Genomic DNA, 20358 nt, shown 5'->3' on the forward strand with positions numbered 1-20358 from the left:
CCCAATCACGCGTCGGACTTCAGGCCCAGCAGGCTGCGGGCGATCATCCACCGGTGGACTTCCGCGGTGCCGTGTCCGATGCGCCAGACTCTGATCTGTCGATAGAAGCTCTGGATTGGCAACTCCTTGGTGTATCCCAGTCCACCGAAGATCTGCAGGCAGCGGTCCGTCACCCGCTGGGCCATCTCGGTCGCGTAGAGCTTGGCGGCGAACGCCTCGTTGCGGCCCCCCTCCTTGTCGTAAGTCATCGCTGCCTTGTAGACCAGCAGGCGAGCTGCCTCGAGTTCGACATAGGAGTCGGCGATCATCCATTGGATCGCCTGCCTTGTCGCAATGGGCTTGCCCCACGTCGTCCGTTGCTTAGCCCACTCGATCGCGAGGTCCAACGACCGCTGTGCCATGCCGAGCTGATAAGCCGCAATCCTGACGCGCCCGTGCGTCAGTTGGTGGTCCGCGATGGCGAAGCCCTTGTCGACCTCGCCGAGCACGTTCTCGTGTGGGACCCGGCAGTTCTCGAACGTCAGCTCGTACGGAGTCCAAGCGTCACCCATCGTGGGAATGGGACGCGAAACCTCGAATCCGGGGGTGTCCTTATCGACCAGGAAGCAGGTGACACCCCGAGAGCCGGCCCCCGGATTGGTGCTCGCGAACAGGATGAGGAAGTCTGCGCGGTCAACGTGGGAGATGAAAGTCTTGCGTCCGTTGATGACCCACTCGTCTCCATCTCGAACCGCAGAGGTCTTGATGCGTGCGAAGTCGCTGCCGGCGTCTGGCTCTGTGAAGGCGTAGGCAGATTTACGTTCCCCGTTGATCACGGGGTAGTAGAAGCGCTTCTTCTGCTCTTCGCTGCAAAGGTACAGCGCTGGCTCGGGGCTGCCTCCGAACTCGAACATGGCCGGATGCTTGTAGAGCTCTTCTGCTACGAGGCACATTGCGAACTCGTCCATGCCCTGGCCGCCGTCCTCCTCGGGGACGTCGAGCGCCCAAAAGCCGGCTTGCCGGCCCTTCGCTTCAAGTTCGAGACGCGTCTTCAGGTCCCAGTCCCCATTGATCAGGAACTCGTGCTCGAGCGGCATCAACTCGCGTTCGCGGAAGTGCCGCACACCGACAAGAAAATCCTTGAGTTCCTGGGGAATCTCAAAATCCATGACTGTCTCCAATCTCCCAACCGACCGACTGGTCGGTCGTAGGCTATAGGCACATCGGTCCCCCGACAAGGGGGGTGGAACACAATTACTGTTGTCAAGCCTCATCCGGCCCGGAGAGCGCCAGTCCTGCCAGCGTCGACCTTGATCCCGGAGGCAAAGATTCGCCAAAACATCTGACTGATCTCTTGCGGCGAGAGTTGGCCCTTGGGTCGGTACCACTGATAGGCCCAATTGCACATGCCGAACAGCGCGAAGGTCGCCATCTCGGCATTCTCGACCTTGAACTCGCCGGCCTCCTCACCGGCAATAATGAGGTCCCGTACGGTCGCGAAGTACTCGTCACGCTTTGCCCTCGACGTCGCTTGACACTTTTCAGGAATTTCGCGGTGGTGCTCAAAGTAGACGCGGAGGTGCCCGGGGGACGAGTCCAGCGTCTCGAAAATGTCGGTCATCACCATAACAAGACACTCAGTTGGCTGCATGCCCTGCTCAATGCGCTGATTGATTCTGTCGATAAAGCCGTCGCACAAACGGTCATGGATCCAGGCGACGATTTGTCCCTTGCTCTCCACATAGTGGTAGAGGGTAGGCTTCCGGATCCCCATCGCCTCTGCTATGTCGTCCATTGAGGCGTTGTAGTAGCCACGCGCCTCGAAGATGATGGCAGCTGTCTTCACGATTTCGTCCCTGCGCGTAATACTCTTCCTCGATGCCACTACGACACCCTCTTTCCATTGCACCGGACAACGAAAACTCTTCGCGCCATCACCTCTGCGCGGGCCCGCCGGACCTCCTTAAACTCCACCGAGGTACGCCTCACGAACGCGGGGGTCCGTCGCCAGCTTCTTTGCATCATCGTGCCCAACGATACGGCCCGCCTCGATCACATACCCGCGGTGGGCTATATCGAGGCTTGCCACCGCGTTCTGTTCGACGAGAAGCACCGACACGCCTCTCGCATTGATCGTGGTGATGAGCTCGAACATCTGCGTGACGAGCATCGGCGCCAGACCCAGCGACGGCTCGTCGAGCAGGAGGAGTTGCGGTTCGGACATGAGAGCTCTGCCTATAGCCAGCATTTGCTGCTCACCTCCGCTGAGACTGCCGGCCAGCTGGTTCTGACGATCCGCCAACTTCGGAAACATCTCGTACACGTGCTCGAGTCTTCGGTCGTACTCTTGAGAGGCGATGCGGACCGCATAGGAACCGAGTCGCAAGTTTTCGAGCACCGTCATCCCGGGGAACAGCTCCCGCGCCTCCGGGCATAGGACTAGCCCACGCTTGACCAGCCACCCAGTTGACCGAGAAGTGATGTCCTCGCCACGGAACGTCACCGATCCGGTGGATGCCGCGGTCAGTCCGGTCACCGTGCGTAGGGTGGTGCTCTTTCCCGCGCCGTTCGGCCCAATAAGGGCAACAATTTCGCCTTCGGCGACGTCGAGGTCAATTCCGTGGAGAACCTCCTTGCCGCCGTAACCGGCCTTGAGGTCAGTGATCTTCAGCCACATAGTTGGCCCCTAGGTAGGCTTCCAGAACGCGCGGATCGTTGCGCACCTGTTTCGGCGGTCCGATGGAGATAAGCTCGCCGTGGTCGAGTACTGCGATTCGGTCTGAGATGGACATCACCATGCGCATTTTGTGCTCGATCAGAAGCACGGTGAGCCCGCCCTCGCGCAACGTCGCGATGAGGTGCATCAGGTCGTCGACCTCGGTCTCGATCAGGCCACCGGTCGGTTCGTCCAGGAGAAGTAGCTTCGGGCCGCTGGCGATCGCCATCGCGATGGCAAGACGCTGCTGGTTGGCGGTCGAGAGTTCGGCCGCGCCGGTCTCCCCGGCACCGCCGAGTCCAACCCTGACGAGCACCTCTTCCGCGATCGCCCGGCATCGCCGCTCCTCGCGACGGAAGCCGCGACTTCTGAAGATCGCCCCCACTAGTGTCGCCCGGGACTCGCGCTGCAGTCCCAGCATGACGTTGTACGCCGCGCTCTGGTCCATGAGGATCTGCGTGCTCTGGAACGTCCTGGAGATCCCCATGCCGGCGATCTTGTGCACCGACACTGTCGACACGTCGGACCCCTCAAACGCTACGCGTCCACTGGAGAGAGGCGTTACCCCCGTAACCAAATTGAAGAGCGTGCTCTTGCCCGCGCCGTTCGGACCGATGATGCTAAAGATCTCTCCAGGCATCACATCGAAGGAGACGCCGTTCACGGCCGTCAGCCCGCCGAATCGTCGCGTCACCTGGTCGAGGTGCAGGATCGCGTCATTGCTAGATGCCATCGGACACCGCCCTCTTCCGCCCTCCACGTCGTTGTCTGTTGAGCAGGTGCCTCAGCCGCGACAGTCCCTGCATGAGGCCACCGGGCAGGAACGTGATCGTCACGATGAGCAGCAGGCCGATAAGAAGAACCCGGTACTCGTCGAAGAGCCGGAGCCACTCGGGGACCATGACGACAAAGAATGACCCGAGGATCGGACCCCACGTGGTCCCCATCCCACCCAGCACCACGTACATGAGTATGAAGAAGCTCGTCCAAAGGCTCGCGTCGTTCGGGCTCAAGTATGCGAGGTACGTCGCGTACACGGTGCCTGCTAGCCCCGCCATGAAGGCACTGATGGTGAAGGCGATGAGCTTATGGCGGACCACGTCGACACCCTGAGACCGCGCCACGAGGTCGTTACTCCGAATTGCAGCCAGCGCCCTGCCGAACCTCGAGTCGACAATGTTGCGGACGACGAGAACGGTGATCGCGAGCAGGGCGACCGCGAAGAAGTACTTCGCGAGGTCGCTGTCGAGACCCAAGCTGCCGCCGCCGGGAAGGGGCACACTCGGTGCGGGAGGAATATAGGTGATGCCTCGGGCACCACCCGTCACGGACTCCCACTTCTCGAGGACGAGTCCGACCACGATACCGAACGCTAACGTGCTGATGGCAAAGTAATGCCCGCGAAGTCTAAGTGTGAGCACCCCGAGCAGGAATCCGCTGATGGCCGCGACCACGCCACCGATCAGAAACGAAAGCCAGAAGTTCGCTGATGCGTTGACGACCAGGAGTGACGATGTGTAGCCACCGACGATCGCAAGTGCGCCATGTGCGACGGAGAGAAGTCCCGTATAGCCCATAACCAAATTGAGCGCAACGGCAGTGATCGACCAGATGACCGACATGGTCGCGAGATGAAAGATATAGGCACTTGGAACGAACCAGGGAGCGGCAATGAGGAGCGCAAAGACGGCGACGAACTGGCGTGGGAACCCTGTAGTGATCCGTGTCATTTCGTCGCTCCGAAGAGTCCTTGTGGCCTCATTGCGAGCACCAGCACGAGAATGACAAAACCAAACGCGTCCTTGTACTCGACGGACACGTAGCCGGCACCGAGTGCTTCCACGATGCCGAAGATGAACCCTCCCGCGATGGCCCCGGTGAAGCTTCCCATGCCCCCGAGAATCGTGATTACGAACGCCTTAATGATGAGAAAGGCGCCGAGCGAAGGAAACACGCTGCTGATGGGGGCGATGAGTCCTCCTGCAGTCGCTGCCACGGCCGACCCAATCGCCATGGTCAAGGTTGCGACCGCCCGTGGATTAATCCCCACCACGGCGGCGCCCGTCGGGTTCTGCGCCACGGCGCGGATGGTTGAGCCGAGGGTCGTACGACGAATGGTGGTGTGCAGGGCCAGGACGATTATCAAGGCCACGACGATGATCAGGAGACGCTGAGCTGTTAAGGACGCGCCAAGGATCGTGATCGTCTCGCCACCCAGTGGGGACGGGACCCTCTTGTAGGAGGAGCCCCATATGATCTGAGCCCCACTCTCGAGTACTAGAACGAGACCAAATGCGGAGATAAACGCGTTTATGCTAGGCGCGTTACGGATGGGATCGAACACTACGCGGTGCGCTACCGCGCCGAAGACCGCCATGATGACTGCGGCGGCGGCCAGAGCGATCCAGTAATTGAGCGACATCGAGACACTCAAGGTGAACACAAGGTACGCACCCAGCATTGCTTGGGCTCCCAAGGCGAATTGCGGGATGTGCAGCACGCCGAAGATGAGCGCCACACCGGCCGCGACGAGGGCGTAGATGCTTCCCAGCATGACCCCGTTGGCCAACTGTTGGATAAATGCGGCCAAGTCATAACCTCCTTCGAGAGACGAGCGAGCAAGGGTTCGGCATAGCGAACGCTCGTGACCGCAAGTCGTGGGTTTTGCCCCTCTCAGCCCTTGAAGCCCTTCACCGCTCCGCCCTCGACATAGCCGACGTACATCGGGAAGTCGACGTCCCCGGTCTCGGTCAGGTCCTTCATGTCAAACAGATTCGGCTCAAGGCCCTTCAGACCTGCCGCCATGGAGCCGCGGAGTGCCGACACGTCGTCGGCGGTTTTCGCTGCCTTGATGCTGTCGGCCAGCCACCGCGTCCCCTCGTAGCCGACTCCCGAGATGAACTGCGGATCCATTTGGAACGCCGCCTTGTAGGCCTCCTGGAACTGCTTTACCCCCGGCTCACCGAACGCCCAAGTCGAGGATTCGAGGATGACGCCATCCGCTTGGTCCTTCAGGACCGAGACCAGTTCCTCACCGGAACACGCCGCCGAGTTGATGAAGGTGCCCTTGAAACCCAGTTCTCTGGCCTGCTTGATTACTGTGGCCGAAGGCTGGCACACCGTAGTCAGGACGATCACATCGGGCTTGGTCGCCAGCAGCGTGGAGATCTGCGCGAAGAAGTCGGTACCGTTCGCGTCGTACGACGCTTTGCCTGTCACTTCGCCACCGTTCGACTGCCAAGCCTTCGAGAAGTTTGCCACCCAACTCTGGCCGAGTTCCGTGTTGACTTCCATGACCGCAGCGCGGGTTCCGATCGACTTCTGCTTGCCGTACTGCATCAACAGGCCGACGAACGGATCCATGGTCAGGTCGGTGTTGTTGATGAAACGAACTGCCAGCTTGTTCCCCTTCTTGGTGAAGTCCGGGGACTGCGAGGTAGCCATAAGCAGGAAACCAGTCTGCTCGTTGAAGCCCATCATCGGGAAAGCGGCCAGGCTCGACGGCGTCATAATCACCTTCGCCTTGTCCTGCGAGGCGAGCCGTCGGCCACAGGCAACGGCCTTGTCGGACTTGAACTCGTCGTCACAGGTAACGACCTCGAGCTTCCGCGCGGTGCCCCCGACATCGACGCCGCCACCGTCGTTGATCTCTTGAGCCGCGAGCTTGACGCCGTTGGCGAAGGCGATGCCGTAGTCCGCCGCCCCACCGCTGAGCGGGGTCACAAGTCCCAACTTGATGGGGCCTTCCTCACCGCCGCTCTCAGAATCCGAGGTGCCCGCCGGGGTGCCGCATGCGGCAGCGAGGGCGAGGGCGGTGATGGCTACGGCTCCGAACTTGAGCTGGCTCCTAGAACCCATGAGTCCCACTCCGATCTTGGTCTGCGGAAGAGTCACGGTGACCCAACCGACCCGTCGGTCGGGACTCTAGGGTAATCTGTGTCACACGCGCAAGAGATCTCCCAGATTCGATCGTGGCGATTGTCCTGGTCTGCCTGACGGGACCCCCGCCGCACCGAGGCAAAGGAACGCAGATGCCCGCACCCCTCGAGCAGGCCGACCCGCGCACCAATCGCACGACCCTCGATTGGACTGAGCCCGGCGCCTTCGAGGTGGCGGACGGTGTCTATCGCATTCCGCTTCCTCTGCCGCTGGACGGTCTGCATGCCGTCAACATCTACGTGATAGATACTGGTGAGGGTCTTCTCTCGATTGACGGCGGCTGGGCAGTGGCACCGGCGAGGGAGGCCCTGCGAGCGGCTCTCACCTCGGTGGGCTACGGCATTGGAGACATTCGCCAGTTCCTCGTAACTCACCTACACCGGGACCATTACACTCAAGCGGTCGCCCTGCGTCGCGAGTTCGGCGCGCGGGTCTCACTTGGGGTCCACGAGCAGGTTTCACTGGCCCTCGTCAGGACTCCGGCGGGGCGTTCGCACCAGACGCAGCTGGACCAACTTGTTGTTGCGGGCGCCGGTGCCGTGGCTGCTCGACTAGTTGCAGGTGGTTTCGCCGCGGGCGACGAGGACATCGAGAACTTGGAAGCCCCGGATGAATGGCTGTCACCGGAGCAGGCGATCCGGGTCTCGGAAACACGCTCACTGCATGCACGCCACACCCCCGGGCACACGCAGGGACACGTCGTCTTCGTCGACGAGAGTGAGGGCTTGCTCTTCGCGGGAGATCACGTGCTGCCCCACATCACACCATCAATCGGATTCGAACCGGCCCCTTCCCACCTCCCGTTACGGGACTATCTAGACTCCCTCCGGCGCGTGCGGGCCATGGCGGACTTGGTGCTCTTGCCGGCGCACGGTATGCCGGGGCCTAGCACGCATGCACGAATCGATCAACTGCTGCAGCACCATGAGGACAGACTCCAGGCATGCCTCGACAGCGTGGGGCCGGCGGGCACGACCGCCTTTGAGGTGGCCGCCAAACTTCCGTGGACCTCACGCATGCGGTCGTTGGACGACCTCGATCCGTTCAACCAGATGTTGGCGGTCTGCGAGACAGCTGCACACCTCGACCTACTCGCCGAGCGGGGCTCCGTGGTCGTCTCCGAACACCGGGGGCGTCGCGTATACCAGGCATGAGAACACTTCGACACTGTCAGACACGAAACGACGTGGGAGGTCTCTGTGACTGACCGGCTTGAGGGCAAGACCGCTCTTGTCACCGGCGGAGCTGGTGCGCTCGGGAGCGCCATAATCCGGGCGTTTCTCGCAGAGGGGGCTCGAGGAGTCATGGTAACCGACTTACGGAAAGAGTCGCTGAGTCAGTTCTCCCAGGTAGGACCATCGGCCGTCGACGTGGTGCAGCGGGCGCTCGACGTGACCGACGGTGACGCTTTCGAGACCCTCGCACGGGAGGCCCACGAGCGCTGGGATGGTCTCGACATCATCGTGAATAATGCCGGCGCGGTCCCTCCCAACGCTCGCATTCACAACATCGCCACGGAGGACTGGACAAGAACCTTGGAGGTCAACCTAACCGGCACGTTCCACGGGGTACGCGCGGCCACGCGCGTCATGCGAGCGCGCGGCGGCTCCGTGGTAAACGTAGCTTCGGTAAGTGCCCTCACCGCGTGGCCCTACGCAGCGCCGTACTGCGTTGCCAAGGCAGGCGTTGTTCATCTCACCCGCGTCGCGGCACTCGAGTACGCGAAAGAGCGGTTGCGGATCAACTGCGTGTGTCCGGGCGCCTTTCCGTCCGGTATCCACAGCGGTCTGCCCGATGGGGCCTTAGATGCCATCGAGTCGCGCCACCCCCTCGGTCTCGGAGAGCCTGAGGACGTCGTTGGCGCCATCGTCTACTTGGCCAGCGAGGAGTCGCGATGGACCACGGGGCACGCTCTCGTCGTCGACGGCGGATACTCACTGCCGTGACGCACGCCGAGCATTGGCAAGTGCGCGACCTGCGCCACCCCCGCATCGCCGTCGCCACCCGCGCGAGTCGGTCGACCTAAAGAAGCGACCCAGCCACTCTTCCGCCGTCGCCGGGGGTCGCGACTCCAAGATCGCAGCCACCCTGCAGAGGGCTGCCGAGGGTGGCGGGCCACCGACCTGCCCACGTCGTACTGACTCGAGATTGTTGCACGATCCGTTGCACGAACGGGTCCAAACCGTCGCTGACCAGCGGCGATGCGCGAGGCTGAAAATCGGAAGGTCGGCGGTTCGACCCCGCCCCTGGCCACCATATCTACTGCCCGGTAACGGGGTTTGACCTGCGGTTATGTCGATTTGGTTGCACGCCGAGCGAGTCTTCGAAGCGCGTCCGTGGCGTCTGCTCGGAAATCGGAGTGTTGCCCGGCTTGCGGCCGTCGTGGCATGGCCGTCCAGGCGGCTGACCAGGGCAAACGCCGCCGCGGCCGACTGCTGCTGTGCGGCCGTGGCGAGTGAGCACAGCCCCCTTCGCGGCAGTTCGTTGCACGACTCGTTGCACGACACTTCGATATCGAAGACCTTCCTCGTGGCCGGGCGGAAGGTCAGCGGCTACGCAGCCGGCAGTGTGAACGGCCGGCAGCGCAAAGTGAAGCCATTCGACCACCGTGACAGCATGTCGTCGTGACGAACAAGCGACACCGTGCCGTGCGACGCAACGCAACACGGAGACGACCAGTCCGTTCTCTGCGCCCTGACACTGCGTCGGAGCAGGGTCCGACGTCCGTCTCGGGCGTCCTCGCCCCAGACCTCGACGGGCTCGGCGACGCGGCTGCCGCGGTGACCGCCTCGTTGGCCTCGGAAATCGCCCGGGTCCGTACTCCCTTGGCGGCCGAGCTCGTGCTGTGCCAAGCGTTTCGAGTGATGGAGATGGGGGCGCCGAAGGACGCCGACGAGCAGGAGCGTCTCGAGGCACGCTCGGCCCTGCTTGGTCAGGTGATCGCTCACGCCGAGACCTTGTCAACCCCCGACGCGCTGGCCGTGCTCCGAGTCTGCGCGACCCTCGGGCCGGATGTTACGCGCCAAGCCGCCGGACAGGCTGCGGCCCGCGTCGCCGCCGCGGGAGTCGCAGACCGCCCGTGGGCCGAGTCGCTCGGGCGCCCCCACCTGTTGCGAGCATGGCACTACGGCGACGTCTTCGGCTCCCAAACCTCGGCCGGCGCGCTCTTTGACTACCGCGGCCGCGACCACCTCCTCATGGTCCTCATCGACCACGACCTCGGTGGTGGCGTCAAGGACTGCTGGGTCGCCGAGGGCCGCCGGGCACGCGAGATGCGCGACGCAATCGCCGCCAGAATGGCCAGCGACGACGCCGCCTTCTTCGAGGACATCGACGCAGCCGGCTTCGCCGAGCTCCTGGGGTCGGCGCTGGCCAAGCCACCGTGCCCCAGGCAGGTCGACCAGGTCGAGGACGTCGCGACCTACTTCTACCTGACTCGGTCCCGCGCCGATCACGTCGCTCGGCTCGCGGGAGCATAGCGAGGACCGGCTTCTGAGCTCTGGTTCTACATGCGGGCGAAGTACCAGACGCGGATGGGTCTCCAGGCTGGCTTCCATGCCCGCCCCGGTCGCCCTAGTGAGCTCAGCCTGAAGCCACCGCGGCTGTTTCTGACGGGTGGGATGGGACCAGGTCGACGTCGACCTGGTCGTCACAACCGCACAGTGGTTCGCGGCCCACCCAGTCCCGGATGACACGTGGACCCCCCGCCAAGTGCCGGTGCCGGGTTGCACGCGAAATGGCTCGACGCGACGAGCCGGCGTTCGCTGATCGAACAACTCGCGGCGATCCCAACGCTGCGGCTGCGTGAGCGGACGGCGCAGACCCGGATTACCTACCTCGACCCTGAGCATGTGGCCGGGCGCCGCCGGTGGGACATCGCGACGGCTGGGGGACAGCCTCTCGCTGTCGTACTCGCCCAGCGTCGTCCTCATCATCGAGAATCGGGACAGGGCGTTCTACTTCCCACCCCATATCCCCGGCGGCGTGGCGTCCTCGGCAATGGCGATGCCGTGGTCAACCTCATCGCCGGCGTCCAGCCGCTGGTCGGTGCGGCAGCGGTCATCTACTGGGGCGAGATGGACGCCGGCGGACTGCAGATCGTCTCGCGCCTGCGTGGACGCGGCCACCCCGTGGACACGATCTTGATGGAGCTGCACTCGTTCGTGGAGGACGCGGCATACTGCACCCGGTTCGACCAACACGGGAAGGTCATCCCGGCTGGCAACCCAGTCCCGCCCCCTCACCTCACCGACGACGAGGCCGCGTTGTACCGACACCTCACCAGCCACGGGCGGGACGGGCCCCGGCGAGTGGAGCAGGAGCGCATCCCTCTGACAGCGGCTGTCAACGCCGTCAGGCGTCATCTGGTCTGGCGGGGCTCCGCGTCGCCGAGCGCCGTGCTCTCGAGCGCATGAAGGCGGGCCTCCGTTGATCAGATGTTTTGAGTGGTCACCTTGCTGATCAACTTCGGGTGCTCGGGTCGCTCTCCATGCGGCCGCCCTACCAGTAAATGATGGTTCGGTGTTCGGTATTGACCGAACACCGAACGGCTGGGAGGATGAATGCATGGACACTGGGGCTCTCGCCGTGGATGCCTTCGCCCAGTTGAACATCACGGCCCGAACCGTGGGTGCTGGCCACGACGGGGGCGTCGACCTCGTCCTAGACCTGCACGGGGTTGAGACGCCAGTGCAGCTCAAGCGGCGGCCCTTGGTCACCGAGGACTCCGCGCGACGACTGTGCTCCCAGGTCCTGCCGACGCTGCCGGCGGATGTCGCCCTGATCGTGGTGTCTGATCGCGTCACCGCGGAAGCTGGACGAGTCCTTACGCGCAACCAAGCGGGCTATCTCGACCTGCGGGGCAGGCTGGTCCTCCACACGCCACATGTCGTCATCGATGCCCAAGTGGAGCCGGTAACGAAACGCCCAGAACGGTCAGACGCCCTCTCCGGGAAGGTGGGACTGGAGGTCGCAACCGCGCTGCTCATGGAGCCCAACCGACCAACGGCGGTACGCGCGCTGGCCCGGCAGCTGCAGCGGTCCCCGAGCACTGTCTCGGAGGTGCTCAAGGCCCTCAGGGTGCAACGCCTCATCGACGGGGACAACAGCGTCCTGGACACAGGCTTGTTCTGGGGGGTCGCGGACCGCTGGCCCACGGTCCGCGTACCGCTCGCGAGCCCACCTCGGCCCGGCGACGCCAGCAACACTGCGGCCCTGAAGCTCGGGCTCGAGGACCCGCACGCACCCGGCTGGGCCCTGACAGATTCGGCGGCCGCGGCCGCCTACGGGGCACCGATCGCCTTCCGCACCGGACAGGTTCTCGACTTCTTCGTCCCCGACCAGTCCATCGTTCGCCGAGCGACGACCCTGCTGGGCGGCGTCGAACACGGTCGCCAAGCGAGGGCGACCATCCGGGTGGCCCCAGTGCCGGCCGCCGTCACCGGACGAGTTGACCTTCCAGCCAATCCCTTGGAGTGGCCATTGACGCATCCGCTTTTCGTCGCACTCGACCTCGCCCAAGACACCGGGCGCGGACGCGAGATCCTCGCCGGCTGGACGCCTGAGGGAGGGTGGACGCGTGTCTGGTAGCCGAGTCACCTTCGTCGGTGACGCCATGGCAGCAGTCGTTGCGGGCGTCATCGAAGTCAGGTTGCACATCGGGCAGCCCCCAGTCATCGTCGGTGGGCTCGCCGTGCTGTCACGGCTGTCCATCCCGTACCGGGCGACCACCGACCTTGACGTGGTCGACCGAATGCGTTCCGGGCTGCGGCAGCTCGAACTTCTGCGAGCAGCCTCGGACGCCAAAGCGATCGAGCCCGCCGCCGTCGAACTGGTCACCCCGTACGGCCCCGTCAAGGTCGACGTCCTCGAGGTACGGCAGGTGGAGATCGACCACCCGAGCGATGACCCCGGTGACCGCCTGCACGCTTCAGCCCACGCTTGGGCCAACGACACCGCGACCGACCTCACCATGGAGGTGATCCTTCCGGGAGGCGAGAACATCGAGGTGACCACGCCCGTCGCCGAACCGGGACCACTGGTCGCCATGAAGCTTCAGGCCATCATGAACCGTTCGCTCGACAAGCAAGGAACCGACCTACTCGACATCATTAGGCTCACCCTCGACCCCGCCACCCGGCCCGTCGCGTTGGACCAGATCCGCGGTGTCGACGAACAGGTGCGCCGAGACATCGCCCAACACGTCGCCCTCTGGTTCGATCGCAAGCAGGACCAAGCCTTCACGTGGGTACAACGTGCCGGCGGCCACGACATCGTTCTCGACGACCTCAGCCTCGTGGGCGAACTGCTCACCGATGCGGCCAAGGGCCCTTCGGGCCGCCCACACGCTTGACGAAACCGTCTGCGCGACAACTCCCCGCGAGCCAGCACCTTGCACGACCCGTTGCACGAACCCCGCAAAACGCGTGCTGACCTGCCGCGATGTGCGCGGCTGAAAATCGGCAGGTCGGTGGCGGCGGCTGGGTTCGGACTGCCGAGGAATCTCTGCGCGGTCGCTTCCACCGAGGTCCGTGCGGGACTGACGGGCTCGTCGTCGCCGCCCGCGCAGACGGCACACGGGAGGGCGGGGCGCCGGCGCCACCGGCGCCACCGGCACCACCGGCACCACCGGCACTACCCTCGCCCGGCTCTCGACCTATGTCGAACGGTCAGGCGCCCGGCTCGACGATGGCGGCGATGGCACCGGCGAGGAGCTCGATGTACTCCTCGGGATCCCAGTCGGGATAGATCTGGGAACCCACGATCATGCCGTCGGAGAACGCGACGACCAGGCTCGCAAGGTCTTCTGAGGTGTCATCCCCAAGAGACTCGGGCAGGAGGGCAGACATCCAGGCAGAGATCATCTGATGCACCTGCTCGCGCACGGCGATGTAGGCCTCGCGGGTCTTGGCGTGGTCCTCGCCGGTGTCGAGGAGCACCTGCATGCCGATGCGCAGGAAGGATGGCATGTCGGCGAAGGTCCTCGACGACTGCCCCATGACTCGTCGCAGGCCGCCGGCGATCGTCGTCTCCGGAGTGACTTCCCAGCGAGGAACGGATACGAGCCACGTGGCAAAGCTGGTCCGGATCACCTCGGCGAAGAGGTGGTCCTTGTCCTCGAAGTGCCAGTAGACCGAGCTGACGGGCAGGCCGGAGCGTTGACAGACGCGGGCGATGGTGGCGCCGGCGACGCCACGCTCCTTGGCCAGCTCGGCGGCCGCCGCCATGATCCGGTCACGTGATCGGCCGGGCGCTGAGGCTCCGTTCCTGCTGCCCTCACTCGCTGGCTGGCTTGCACGGGGACTCACGAGGCGACCCCCAGAGCGGTGAGGTGGCGGCCGAGGCCTCGGGACGTGATGGAGACGAGCCGCTTGACGTCCTTGTTCTTGGACGAGCGGACCTGGAGGAACAGCCCGTCCATGAGCATCATGTGAAAGCGGGCGAGGCGGGTGGTGAGCTCGGGCTCGGCTCGGCAGGCGTCGGGCGACAGGACGGTGGCCCACCAGTCGCGAATGGCCGCCTCCGTGTCCGTGCGCACGTCGGCATAGAGGCGTCTGGCTGCGGGTTCCTTGACCCGCTGCTGGAGTGTCAGGAGCAGGCCGAGGGACCAGAACTGCGGTGACGTCGTCAGCGCCTGGGCCGCCCGCTGGAAGCGCCTCTCGACCCGGTCGGAGAGATCCTCCGGCTCGACCGACGCCACCCAGGTCGGGGCGGTGTCGCGCCAGGACCGGTAGGAGTGCTCCAGGGTGGCCGCGAGCAGGGCGTCCTTGCTCCCGAAGTGCCAGTAGATCGAGCTGGCCGGCAGCCCGGTTGCCTCCTGAACGAGGGCGACCGTGGTCCCGTCGTAGCCCCGCTCCGCGGCGATCGCCAAGGTCGCGTCGAGGATCGCCAGACGCGACTGGTCTCCCTGGCGGTGCCGGCGGTCCGTCTTGCGGCCCATGTACTCGCTCCTCTGCTGCGGTCACTCGTCGTGCACGCCGGGCACGTGCCCCTGACGCCTTCCCTGTACTGCAACGTAGTTGTCTGCGGACGCCACGCCGGGCCCCCGCCCGCAGAGGAATCTCAGAAACATCGCAGCGACCTTGCCGGACCCCTCGCCGGTGACATACCGTCACTGTAGTGAATGCTACAGAGTCGTAGCAGAAAGGTGAAGGTGCACGATGACTGAGGCCACGACGACTGGGCCCCGCCTCCTCGACCCTGCTCTCTACCGCGAGGTCATGGGCCATTATCCAACGGGCGTGACCGTGGTCACCGGGACCTCGCCGGAGGGCGAGCCGGTCGGGATGGTGGTCGGCACGTTCACCGCCGTGTCCCTCGACCCGCCGCTCGTCGCGTTCATGCCGACCACGACGTCAGGGACGTATGGGCTGATGAGGGACTCAGCGGCATACTGCATCAACGTCCTGGCCCACGACCAGCTCGACCTCTGTCGCCTGATGGCGGTTCCGCGACCTGGCAAGTTCGACGACGTCGAGTGGACCCGCTCGCCCCACGGCGCTCCCGCGCTCCATGATGCCGTCGCGCACATCCACTGCCGCCCCCACGACGTCATCACGGCCGGCGACCACTACATCGTGCTCTGCGAGGTCGAGGCGATGGAGGTGAACCGGCCGGTGACCCCCTTGCTCTTCTTCCAGGGCGGGTACGGCGGCTTCTCCTCCCGGGGCATGAGCGCGAAGGGCGACGCGGAGCTCATCGAGTCGGTCCGCCTCGCCGAGGTGGCCCGGCCCGCTGCCGAGCGCGTGGCGCGGGACCTGGGCTGCGAGGCGGCCGTTCTGGTCGCCGCCAACGACCATGAGCTCACGGCGGCGGCAACCGCCTACGGCGGCAACGTCGAGCCGCTGGAGCCGTTGGGGGTGCGCGTGCCGCTCATGCCGCCGCTCGGGGAGGCCTATGTGGCCTGGGCCGACGAGTCGGTGGTCGAGGCGTGGCTGGGTCGCGCCTCGAGCCAGGAGCCGGGAATCGTGGACAAGTACCGTCGCCGCCTCGACGCCGTCCGGTCGCGGGGCTTCGCCGTCTCCCGCCAGCGCGAGGAGGACCGCCCTCGGTACACCGACCTCAAGGACGCCATGCGCGAGTACGCCGCCGGCGCCCTGACCCCCGCCCGAGAGCGCGCGGTGAAGAGTGTCATCGCGGCGTCCTCGCCCTTCTTCGAGACGATCGACATCGAGGACGGCGAGACCTATGACCTGGGCGCCATCGTCGTGCCGGTACTCGGGCCGGACGACCGAGTTGCCCTGTGCCTGAGGGCGAGCCAACTCCCCTCCGGCGCCTCCGCCGCGACCGTCCGGGGCTGGGTCAGCACCCTGAGGACCGCGGCCGACGAGGTCTCCGCGCAGCTGCGCTCCTCCGGCCGCGACGACTACTCCGCCTACCTGCGGTCGATGCCCGGCGACTTCATGATGTGAGCACGGCGAAAGGGGCGGCGAGGAGCGCCGTCCCTCCGCTCGCGGTCAGTTCGCGCCGGCGATCTCGTTGCCGATGATCCAGCCCATGCCGAAGGCGGACAGCAGGCCGTTGCCGGAGCTGTAGCCGCTGGAGCTCTCCCCGGCGAGGCCGACGGCCACTCCCCCTGCGGCGCGCAGTCCCGGGACGGTGGTTCCGTCGACCCGCAGGACGCGCCCGCGGGTGTCGATGGCTGCCCCGCCCTGGGTGGTCAAGGACGCCGTGGGTGAGCCAGGCGTAGTGGTACGGCCCGACGAGGGCGCGTCGCCCGGGCAGGGGCCTGAGGGCGTGCGCGAGCTGTCGCGGGTCGAGCCGGAGCGAGTCGGCCAGCGTGGCGACGTCCGGAGCGGTCTGCAGGGCGCCGGCAACCGCGGATTCGCGCATCATCTCGGAGTGTTGGGCGGTCTCGTGCGCCTCGGCGTCCCAGATCATCACGGCGCGTTCGTCGGGCTGGGCCTGGATGACGCCGGCGAGGCCGGAGTAGCCGTGGGCCTGCTCGTCGACGAACCGCTCCCCGCGCCGGTTGACCAAGACGGCCCCGAGCCAGGGCAGCGCGGGATTGATGCGGGTTCCCCGCAGGGTGACCTGTCCGTGCCGGAGGCAGGCGCCCATGTTCCGGAACTCCGCCCCGAGCGGGCGGAGCCAGCCGATGGAGTCGCCGGTTGCCGTGCTGACGCCGCCGTGGAAGGGGTCGCCGAGCTCCGCGCAGAACTCCCGCATCCGGTCGCGGTTGCCGGCGAAGCCGTCCGTGGCCAGGACCGTGGTCGCCGCCGTGATCACGAGGTCGTTGCGGCCTTGTCTGCCGGTGACGCCCACGACCGTTCCGTCCTCGACGCGCAGCCCGGTGACAGGGGCCTCGTCGAGGACCGCGACGTTCGCCCGGTCGGCGAGCTCCTTGCGCAGGTGGGTGATGAGTGGACCCCCGCCTGCCCGAGCCGGGTCGGCGTGCAGCCGGGGCACGGACATGCCCTTGCGTGGCATGTCGGTCCCGACCTCCAAGGGGTAGCCGAGGTCGTCCGCGATCCAGTGGACGTAGCCGGCGGCGACGCCGCACAGGGCCGCGACCAGGTCGCGGTGCCGCTCGTCCCCGGAGTTGGCCAGGATGTCGTCCGTATGCCGCTGGGCTGAGTCCTCGATCCCGGCTGCCCTCTGGAAGCGGGTCCCTCCCGCCGCGAGACTGCCACTGGAGATGGCGGCGTTGCACCCCTCGGTGGTGCTCTTCTCGAGCACGGCGACGACCAGGTCGGGGTTCTGCGAGGCCCGCAGGGCTGTCATCAGGCCGGCGGCGCCCGCGCCCGCGACGACGAGGTCGACCTCGATGTCCTCTCGCACGGTGTGCCTCCTCAGGTGAGTCTGGTCAGGCGTCCAGGGCGGTCGCGATGCCGTAGAACGCGCGGGCCTGGTCGAGCAGCTCGCGGGGCGGCTGCTCATGGTCGAAGCCGCGGCGGGAGGGCAGGAGCCGGGTCGTGCGGTACTGCCGGGCCCGCAGCTCGGCGACCTGCAGGAGCGTGCCGAGCGAGTCGAGGACGGGCACGTCATCGACGCGGCTGACGCCGTGGTCGGCGAGGAAGACGTTGAGCGGCCCCTCACCGGGAACGATCACCGACGCGCCCGCAGCGATCGCCTCCCGGGCCGCGACGCGGAACGCGTCGAGCAGGCCTTCGGGCTGCGCATAGGCGGCCATGACGTCGGTGAACTCCGCCGCGACCTGGCGGATCGGCCCCACGATCTGGTCGAGGCCGTAGCTGCGCAGGTTGCGCCGCAGCTGCGGCTCGAGCGCACCGATGAAGTTGACGATGCCCACCGGTGACCCGAGCGTCGCCGCCATCAGGACGGAGGTGTGCCCGTAGGCCAGGACGGGGATGTCGACGACGCTGCGGCACTCCTCGTACGCGGTGTCGGGGATCGTCGCGATGAGGAACGCGTCGTAGCCCTCGTCCTGGGCGCGCAGCGCGGCGTGGACGAACTGCTCCTTGTGCAGGCCGGAGAGGTAGGCGTACCTGATGTGGGTGCCCGGGTAGTCGCTCGGATAGGTGCCCGGCTTCATCCCGTGCAGGTGGACCTCGGTGCCCGGCGCGGCCACCGTGCGCAGGTGCCGCTCCAGGGCATCCCGGTAGTGCGGCACGTCGTCGAGCACGGTGAAGCTCTGGTGCCAGATCTTCACGACCCCACCTCAGCCGGTGCGGTGGAGGCCGACCTCTCGGAGGCGGCCCGGGCGGCGGCGTCCGCCCCGGCGATCTTGCCGAAGGTCGCTCCGCGCAGGACCGAGGTCGAGCCGGTGTAGTTCGAGTAGTAGAGGCCGGTCATCTCCCCGGCGGCGTAGAGGCCGGCGATGATCCGCCCGTCCCGGTCGACGACCCGCGAGGTGGCGTCCACCTTGAGGCCGCCGAAGGTGAAGACGTTGGCGCACATGATCGGGTAGGCGATGAACGGCCCGGACTCGATCGGCTTGGCCCAGTTCGACTTCGGCGGGGTCACTCCCTGCGTCGCGAGACCGTCGGGCCGGGTCGGGTCCCACTCGCCGGGCGGGCACGCCGCGTTGTAGGCGGCGACGGTGGCCTCCAGGGTGGCCGGGTCGACCTCGATCTGGGTGGCGAGGTCGGCGATGGTGTCGGCGCGGACCGGCTTCTCCTCGGAACGGATCGCCGTCTTGAGGTTCGGGATGGCCTGTGCCCGTGCGTCGAGGATCATCCAGGCCATGCCGCGTGGCTGGGCGTGGATGTCCCGGGTCGTCCGCTCGTACCAGGCGTCGATCGGCCCGCGGGCCTCGTCGACGAACCGCTGCCCGTCGACGTTGACGAGGATGCCGTAGGTGAACGCCATGATCGCCGCCTCCGGGTCCGGCGAGCGGGGGTCGACCGGCTCGGCGTGGAACAGGGCGAAGTTGCCGGCGGTGGCCGCACCGATGGCCATCGCCATCTCGATGCCCTCGCCCTTGTTGTAGTTGCCGCCACGCGCGACCGGCCGGGCGAGCATCCCGAGCGGGCCGTGGTAGCGCGCCATCAGCTCGGCGTTGCCCTGGTAGCCGCCGCTGGCGAGCACGACGTTGCCTGCGAACACGCGGCGGGCGCCGCTGGCGTCGACGGCCTCGACACCGGTCACCCTGCCGGCGTCGTCGACCCGGAGCGAGCGCGCGGTCGTCTGGAAGTGGACGTCGACGCCGAGCGCCCGCGCCTTCGCACCGAGGGTCTCGACGAGGGCCAGGCCCCCGCCGACGGGGGCCATGCGCGTCGTCGAGACGGTCAGGAAGAGGGTGGGCAGCTGGCCGAAGCTGATCCCGTGGGACTCGAGCCAGCGCAGGGTCGGTCCGGCGTTGTCCTCGAACCTGGCCACGTAGTCGAGATCGATGACCTGGTGGGCGCGCAACAGGGGGTTGCGGCGCTCCCAGTCGAGGCCCGAGTCGGCCGTGATGCCCGGGTCCGGGTGCCCCATGAAGTCGTCGACGAGGGTGTCGGCCAAGCCGTCGGAGACCTCGTCGAGGGACTTCATCCGCAGGTAGGCCTCGGTGTAGCGGGTGTTGCCGCCCGTCTCTGCCTCGACTGAGCGCTCCAGGAGTGCGACCCGGGCGCCGTTCTCGGTCGCCGAGAGGGCCGCCGACAGCCCGGCGATGCCGCCCCCGACCACGATGACGTCGTAGGGGTGCTCGTGCTGCTCGTCGGTGCTCATGCCCAGCTCCCGATGACCTCGTCGGCGGTCGTGACGGTGCCGAACAGGGGCAGCGTCTTGGTCATGGCGAACTCGTGGACGGTCGGGTCCGGGGCGGCGCACATGTCCTCCACGATGCTCACCTGCAGGCCGCAGTCCGACGCGTGTCGTGCGGTGGACTCGACGACCAGGTGGGTGGCGATGCCGCCGAGGATCACGTGGGTGATGCCCTCCGCGGCCAGGACGTCGCGCAGCGGTGTGCCGATGAACGCATTGACGCAGCCCTTGTCCACAACGGGCTCACCGTCGACGGGGGCGAGGTCCGCGACGAACTCCGCTTCACCCGACCCTGCGAGCATCTTTCCGTTGTCGGGGTAGGCGTCGAAGCGCTTGAGCCGGTTCGTGCGCAGCCGGTAGGTCGGGTCGAAGGCCAGCCGGACGTGGAAGACCGGTACGTCGGACGCGCGCGCGGCCTCGAGGACCCGCTTGGCCGTGGTCAGAACATTTCGCTCTCGCACCTGAGCGGCAAGCGGCGGCGCCAGGCAGAGGTCGCCCTCCTGGGCGAGTGCGACCTGGTAGTCGAGCATGAGCAGGACGGTCGTGGGGGGCATGCGGTTCTTCTCCTTCAGGCG

At 66.3% G+C, this 20358-nt stretch carries 20 protein-coding genes; 7 read left to right on the forward strand and 13 right to left on the reverse strand.

All coding sequences use genetic code 11. From position 1 onward, the window contains the following. Positions 1-5 precede the first annotated feature (5 nt). The 7 genes from INTCA_RS15865 to INTCA_RS15895 form a co-directional block, all read right to left on the reverse strand. Positions 6-1148 carry an acyl-CoA dehydrogenase family protein gene (locus tag INTCA_RS15865; RefSeq protein ID WP_013493939.1) on the reverse strand — a complete coding sequence of 381 codons (1143 nt, stop codon included), beginning with the start codon at positions 1146-1148 and terminating at the stop codon, positions 6-8. A 101-nt stretch (positions 1149-1249) separates the two neighbouring features. Continuing rightward, complete coding sequence (locus INTCA_RS15870; protein WP_013493940.1) at positions 1250-1864, reverse strand: TetR/AcrR family transcriptional regulator; 615 nt, start codon at positions 1862-1864, stop codon at positions 1250-1252. A 78-nt stretch (positions 1865-1942) separates the two neighbouring features. Further along, positions 1943-2656 (reverse strand): ABC transporter ATP-binding protein, encoded by a 714-nt coding sequence (locus INTCA_RS15875; RefSeq protein ID WP_013493941.1) that lies wholly within the window; start codon positions 2654-2656, stop codon positions 1943-1945. Beyond that, on the reverse strand, positions 2637-3428 hold the full coding sequence (locus tag INTCA_RS15880) for an ABC transporter ATP-binding protein (protein WP_013493942.1): 792 nt from the start codon (positions 3426-3428) through the stop codon (positions 2637-2639). The genes INTCA_RS15875 and INTCA_RS15880 overlap by 20 nt, the downstream gene beginning before the upstream one ends. Then, entirely contained in the window at positions 3418-4425 is a 1008-nt protein-coding gene (locus INTCA_RS15885) for a branched-chain amino acid ABC transporter permease (RefSeq protein ID WP_013493943.1), read from the reverse strand. The genes INTCA_RS15880 and INTCA_RS15885 overlap by 11 nt, the downstream gene beginning before the upstream one ends. Further along, positions 4422-5285: a branched-chain amino acid ABC transporter permease gene (locus INTCA_RS15890; RefSeq protein ID WP_013493944.1), complete on the reverse strand. Its 864-nt coding sequence runs from the start codon at positions 5283-5285 to the stop codon at positions 4422-4424. Before INTCA_RS15890 ends, INTCA_RS15885 begins: the two co-directional genes overlap by 4 nt. A gap of 83 nt (positions 5286-5368) precedes the next feature. After that, the gene (locus INTCA_RS15895; protein WP_148236643.1) at positions 5369-6589 is read right to left on the reverse strand and encodes an ABC transporter substrate-binding protein; all 1221 of its coding nucleotides are present in this window, start codon (positions 6587-6589) and stop codon (positions 5369-5371) included. 137 nt (positions 6590-6726) lie between these two features. On the opposite strand from INTCA_RS15895, the gene INTCA_RS15900 reads away from it, so the two are divergent. The 6 genes from INTCA_RS15900 (at position 6727) to INTCA_RS15925 (ending at position 12986) form a co-directional block, all read left to right on the forward strand. Further along, positions 6727-7788 (forward strand): MBL fold metallo-hydrolase, encoded by a 1062-nt coding sequence (locus INTCA_RS15900; RefSeq protein WP_013493946.1) that lies wholly within the window; start codon positions 6727-6729, stop codon positions 7786-7788. A 45-nt stretch (positions 7789-7833) separates the two neighbouring features. After that, positions 7834-8580, forward strand: coding sequence for an SDR family NAD(P)-dependent oxidoreductase (locus tag INTCA_RS15905; RefSeq protein WP_013493947.1), 747 nt, complete (start codon positions 7834-7836; stop codon positions 8578-8580). Between the two features lie 924 nt (positions 8581-9504). Further along, positions 9505-10113 carry a hypothetical protein gene (locus INTCA_RS15910; RefSeq protein WP_148236645.1) on the forward strand — a complete coding sequence of 203 codons (609 nt, stop codon included), beginning with the start codon at positions 9505-9507 and terminating at the stop codon, positions 10111-10113. A gap of 372 nt (positions 10114-10485) precedes the next feature. Continuing rightward, positions 10486-11049, forward strand: coding sequence for a Wadjet anti-phage system protein JetD domain-containing protein (locus tag INTCA_RS19905; protein WP_280513541.1), 564 nt, complete (start codon positions 10486-10488; stop codon positions 11047-11049). 106 nt (positions 11050-11155) lie between these two features. Next, the gene (locus INTCA_RS15920; RefSeq protein WP_218916274.1) at positions 11156-12223 is read left to right on the forward strand and encodes a transcriptional regulator; all 1068 of its coding nucleotides are present in this window, start codon (positions 11156-11158) and stop codon (positions 12221-12223) included. Further along, on the forward strand, positions 12213-12986 hold the full coding sequence (locus INTCA_RS15925) for a hypothetical protein (RefSeq protein WP_013493950.1): 774 nt from the start codon (positions 12213-12215) through the stop codon (positions 12984-12986). Before INTCA_RS15920 ends, INTCA_RS15925 begins: the two co-directional genes overlap by 11 nt. A gap of 316 nt (positions 12987-13302) precedes the next feature. Here INTCA_RS15925 and INTCA_RS15930 read toward each other — a convergent pair whose 3' ends face one another. After that, complete coding sequence (locus INTCA_RS15930) at positions 13303-13860, reverse strand: TetR/AcrR family transcriptional regulator (RefSeq protein WP_052338044.1); 558 nt, start codon at positions 13858-13860, stop codon at positions 13303-13305. A 77-nt stretch (positions 13861-13937) separates the two neighbouring features. Continuing rightward, positions 13938-14573, reverse strand: a complete 636-nt coding sequence (locus INTCA_RS15935) for a TetR/AcrR family transcriptional regulator (RefSeq protein ID WP_013493952.1) — start codon at positions 14571-14573, stop codon at positions 13938-13940. A 220-nt stretch (positions 14574-14793) separates the two neighbouring features. Here INTCA_RS15935 and INTCA_RS15940 point away from each other — a divergent pair, with 220 nt between their 5' ends. Then, a complete protein-coding gene (locus INTCA_RS15940; protein ID WP_013493953.1) occupies positions 14794-16044 on the forward strand; it encodes a flavin reductase in 1251 nt (416 codons plus the stop codon). Here INTCA_RS15940 and INTCA_RS20690 read toward each other — a convergent pair. Genes INTCA_RS20690 through INTCA_RS15960 form a run of 4 tightly spaced genes read right to left on the reverse strand, consistent with a single transcriptional unit; the run spans position 16034 to position 20337 of the window. Then, positions 16034-17413 carry an FAD-binding protein gene (locus INTCA_RS20690; protein ID WP_013493954.1) on the reverse strand — a complete coding sequence of 460 codons (1380 nt, stop codon included), beginning with the start codon at positions 17411-17413 and terminating at the stop codon, positions 16034-16036. The two genes, INTCA_RS15940 and INTCA_RS20690, sit on opposite strands and share 11 nt — an antisense overlap. A gap of 25 nt (positions 17414-17438) precedes the next feature. Then, complete coding sequence (locus INTCA_RS15950; protein ID WP_013493955.1) at positions 17439-18245, reverse strand: aspartate/glutamate racemase family protein; 807 nt, start codon at positions 18243-18245, stop codon at positions 17439-17441. Next, positions 18242-19747: an FAD-dependent tricarballylate dehydrogenase TcuA gene (tcuA, locus tag INTCA_RS15955; RefSeq protein ID WP_013493956.1), complete on the reverse strand. Its 1506-nt coding sequence runs from the start codon at positions 19745-19747 to the stop codon at positions 18242-18244. Before tcuA ends, INTCA_RS15950 begins: the two co-directional genes overlap by 4 nt. After that, the gene (locus INTCA_RS15960) at positions 19744-20337 is read right to left on the reverse strand and encodes a cysteine hydrolase family protein (RefSeq protein ID WP_013493957.1); all 594 of its coding nucleotides are present in this window, start codon (positions 20335-20337) and stop codon (positions 19744-19746) included. Before INTCA_RS15960 ends, tcuA begins: the two co-directional genes overlap by 4 nt. Positions 20338-20358: the final 21 nt, after the last annotated feature.

The organism is Intrasporangium calvum DSM 43043, assembly GCF_000184685.1.
Taxonomy (GTDB): Bacteria; Actinomycetota; Actinomycetes; order Actinomycetales; family Dermatophilaceae; genus Intrasporangium; species Intrasporangium calvum.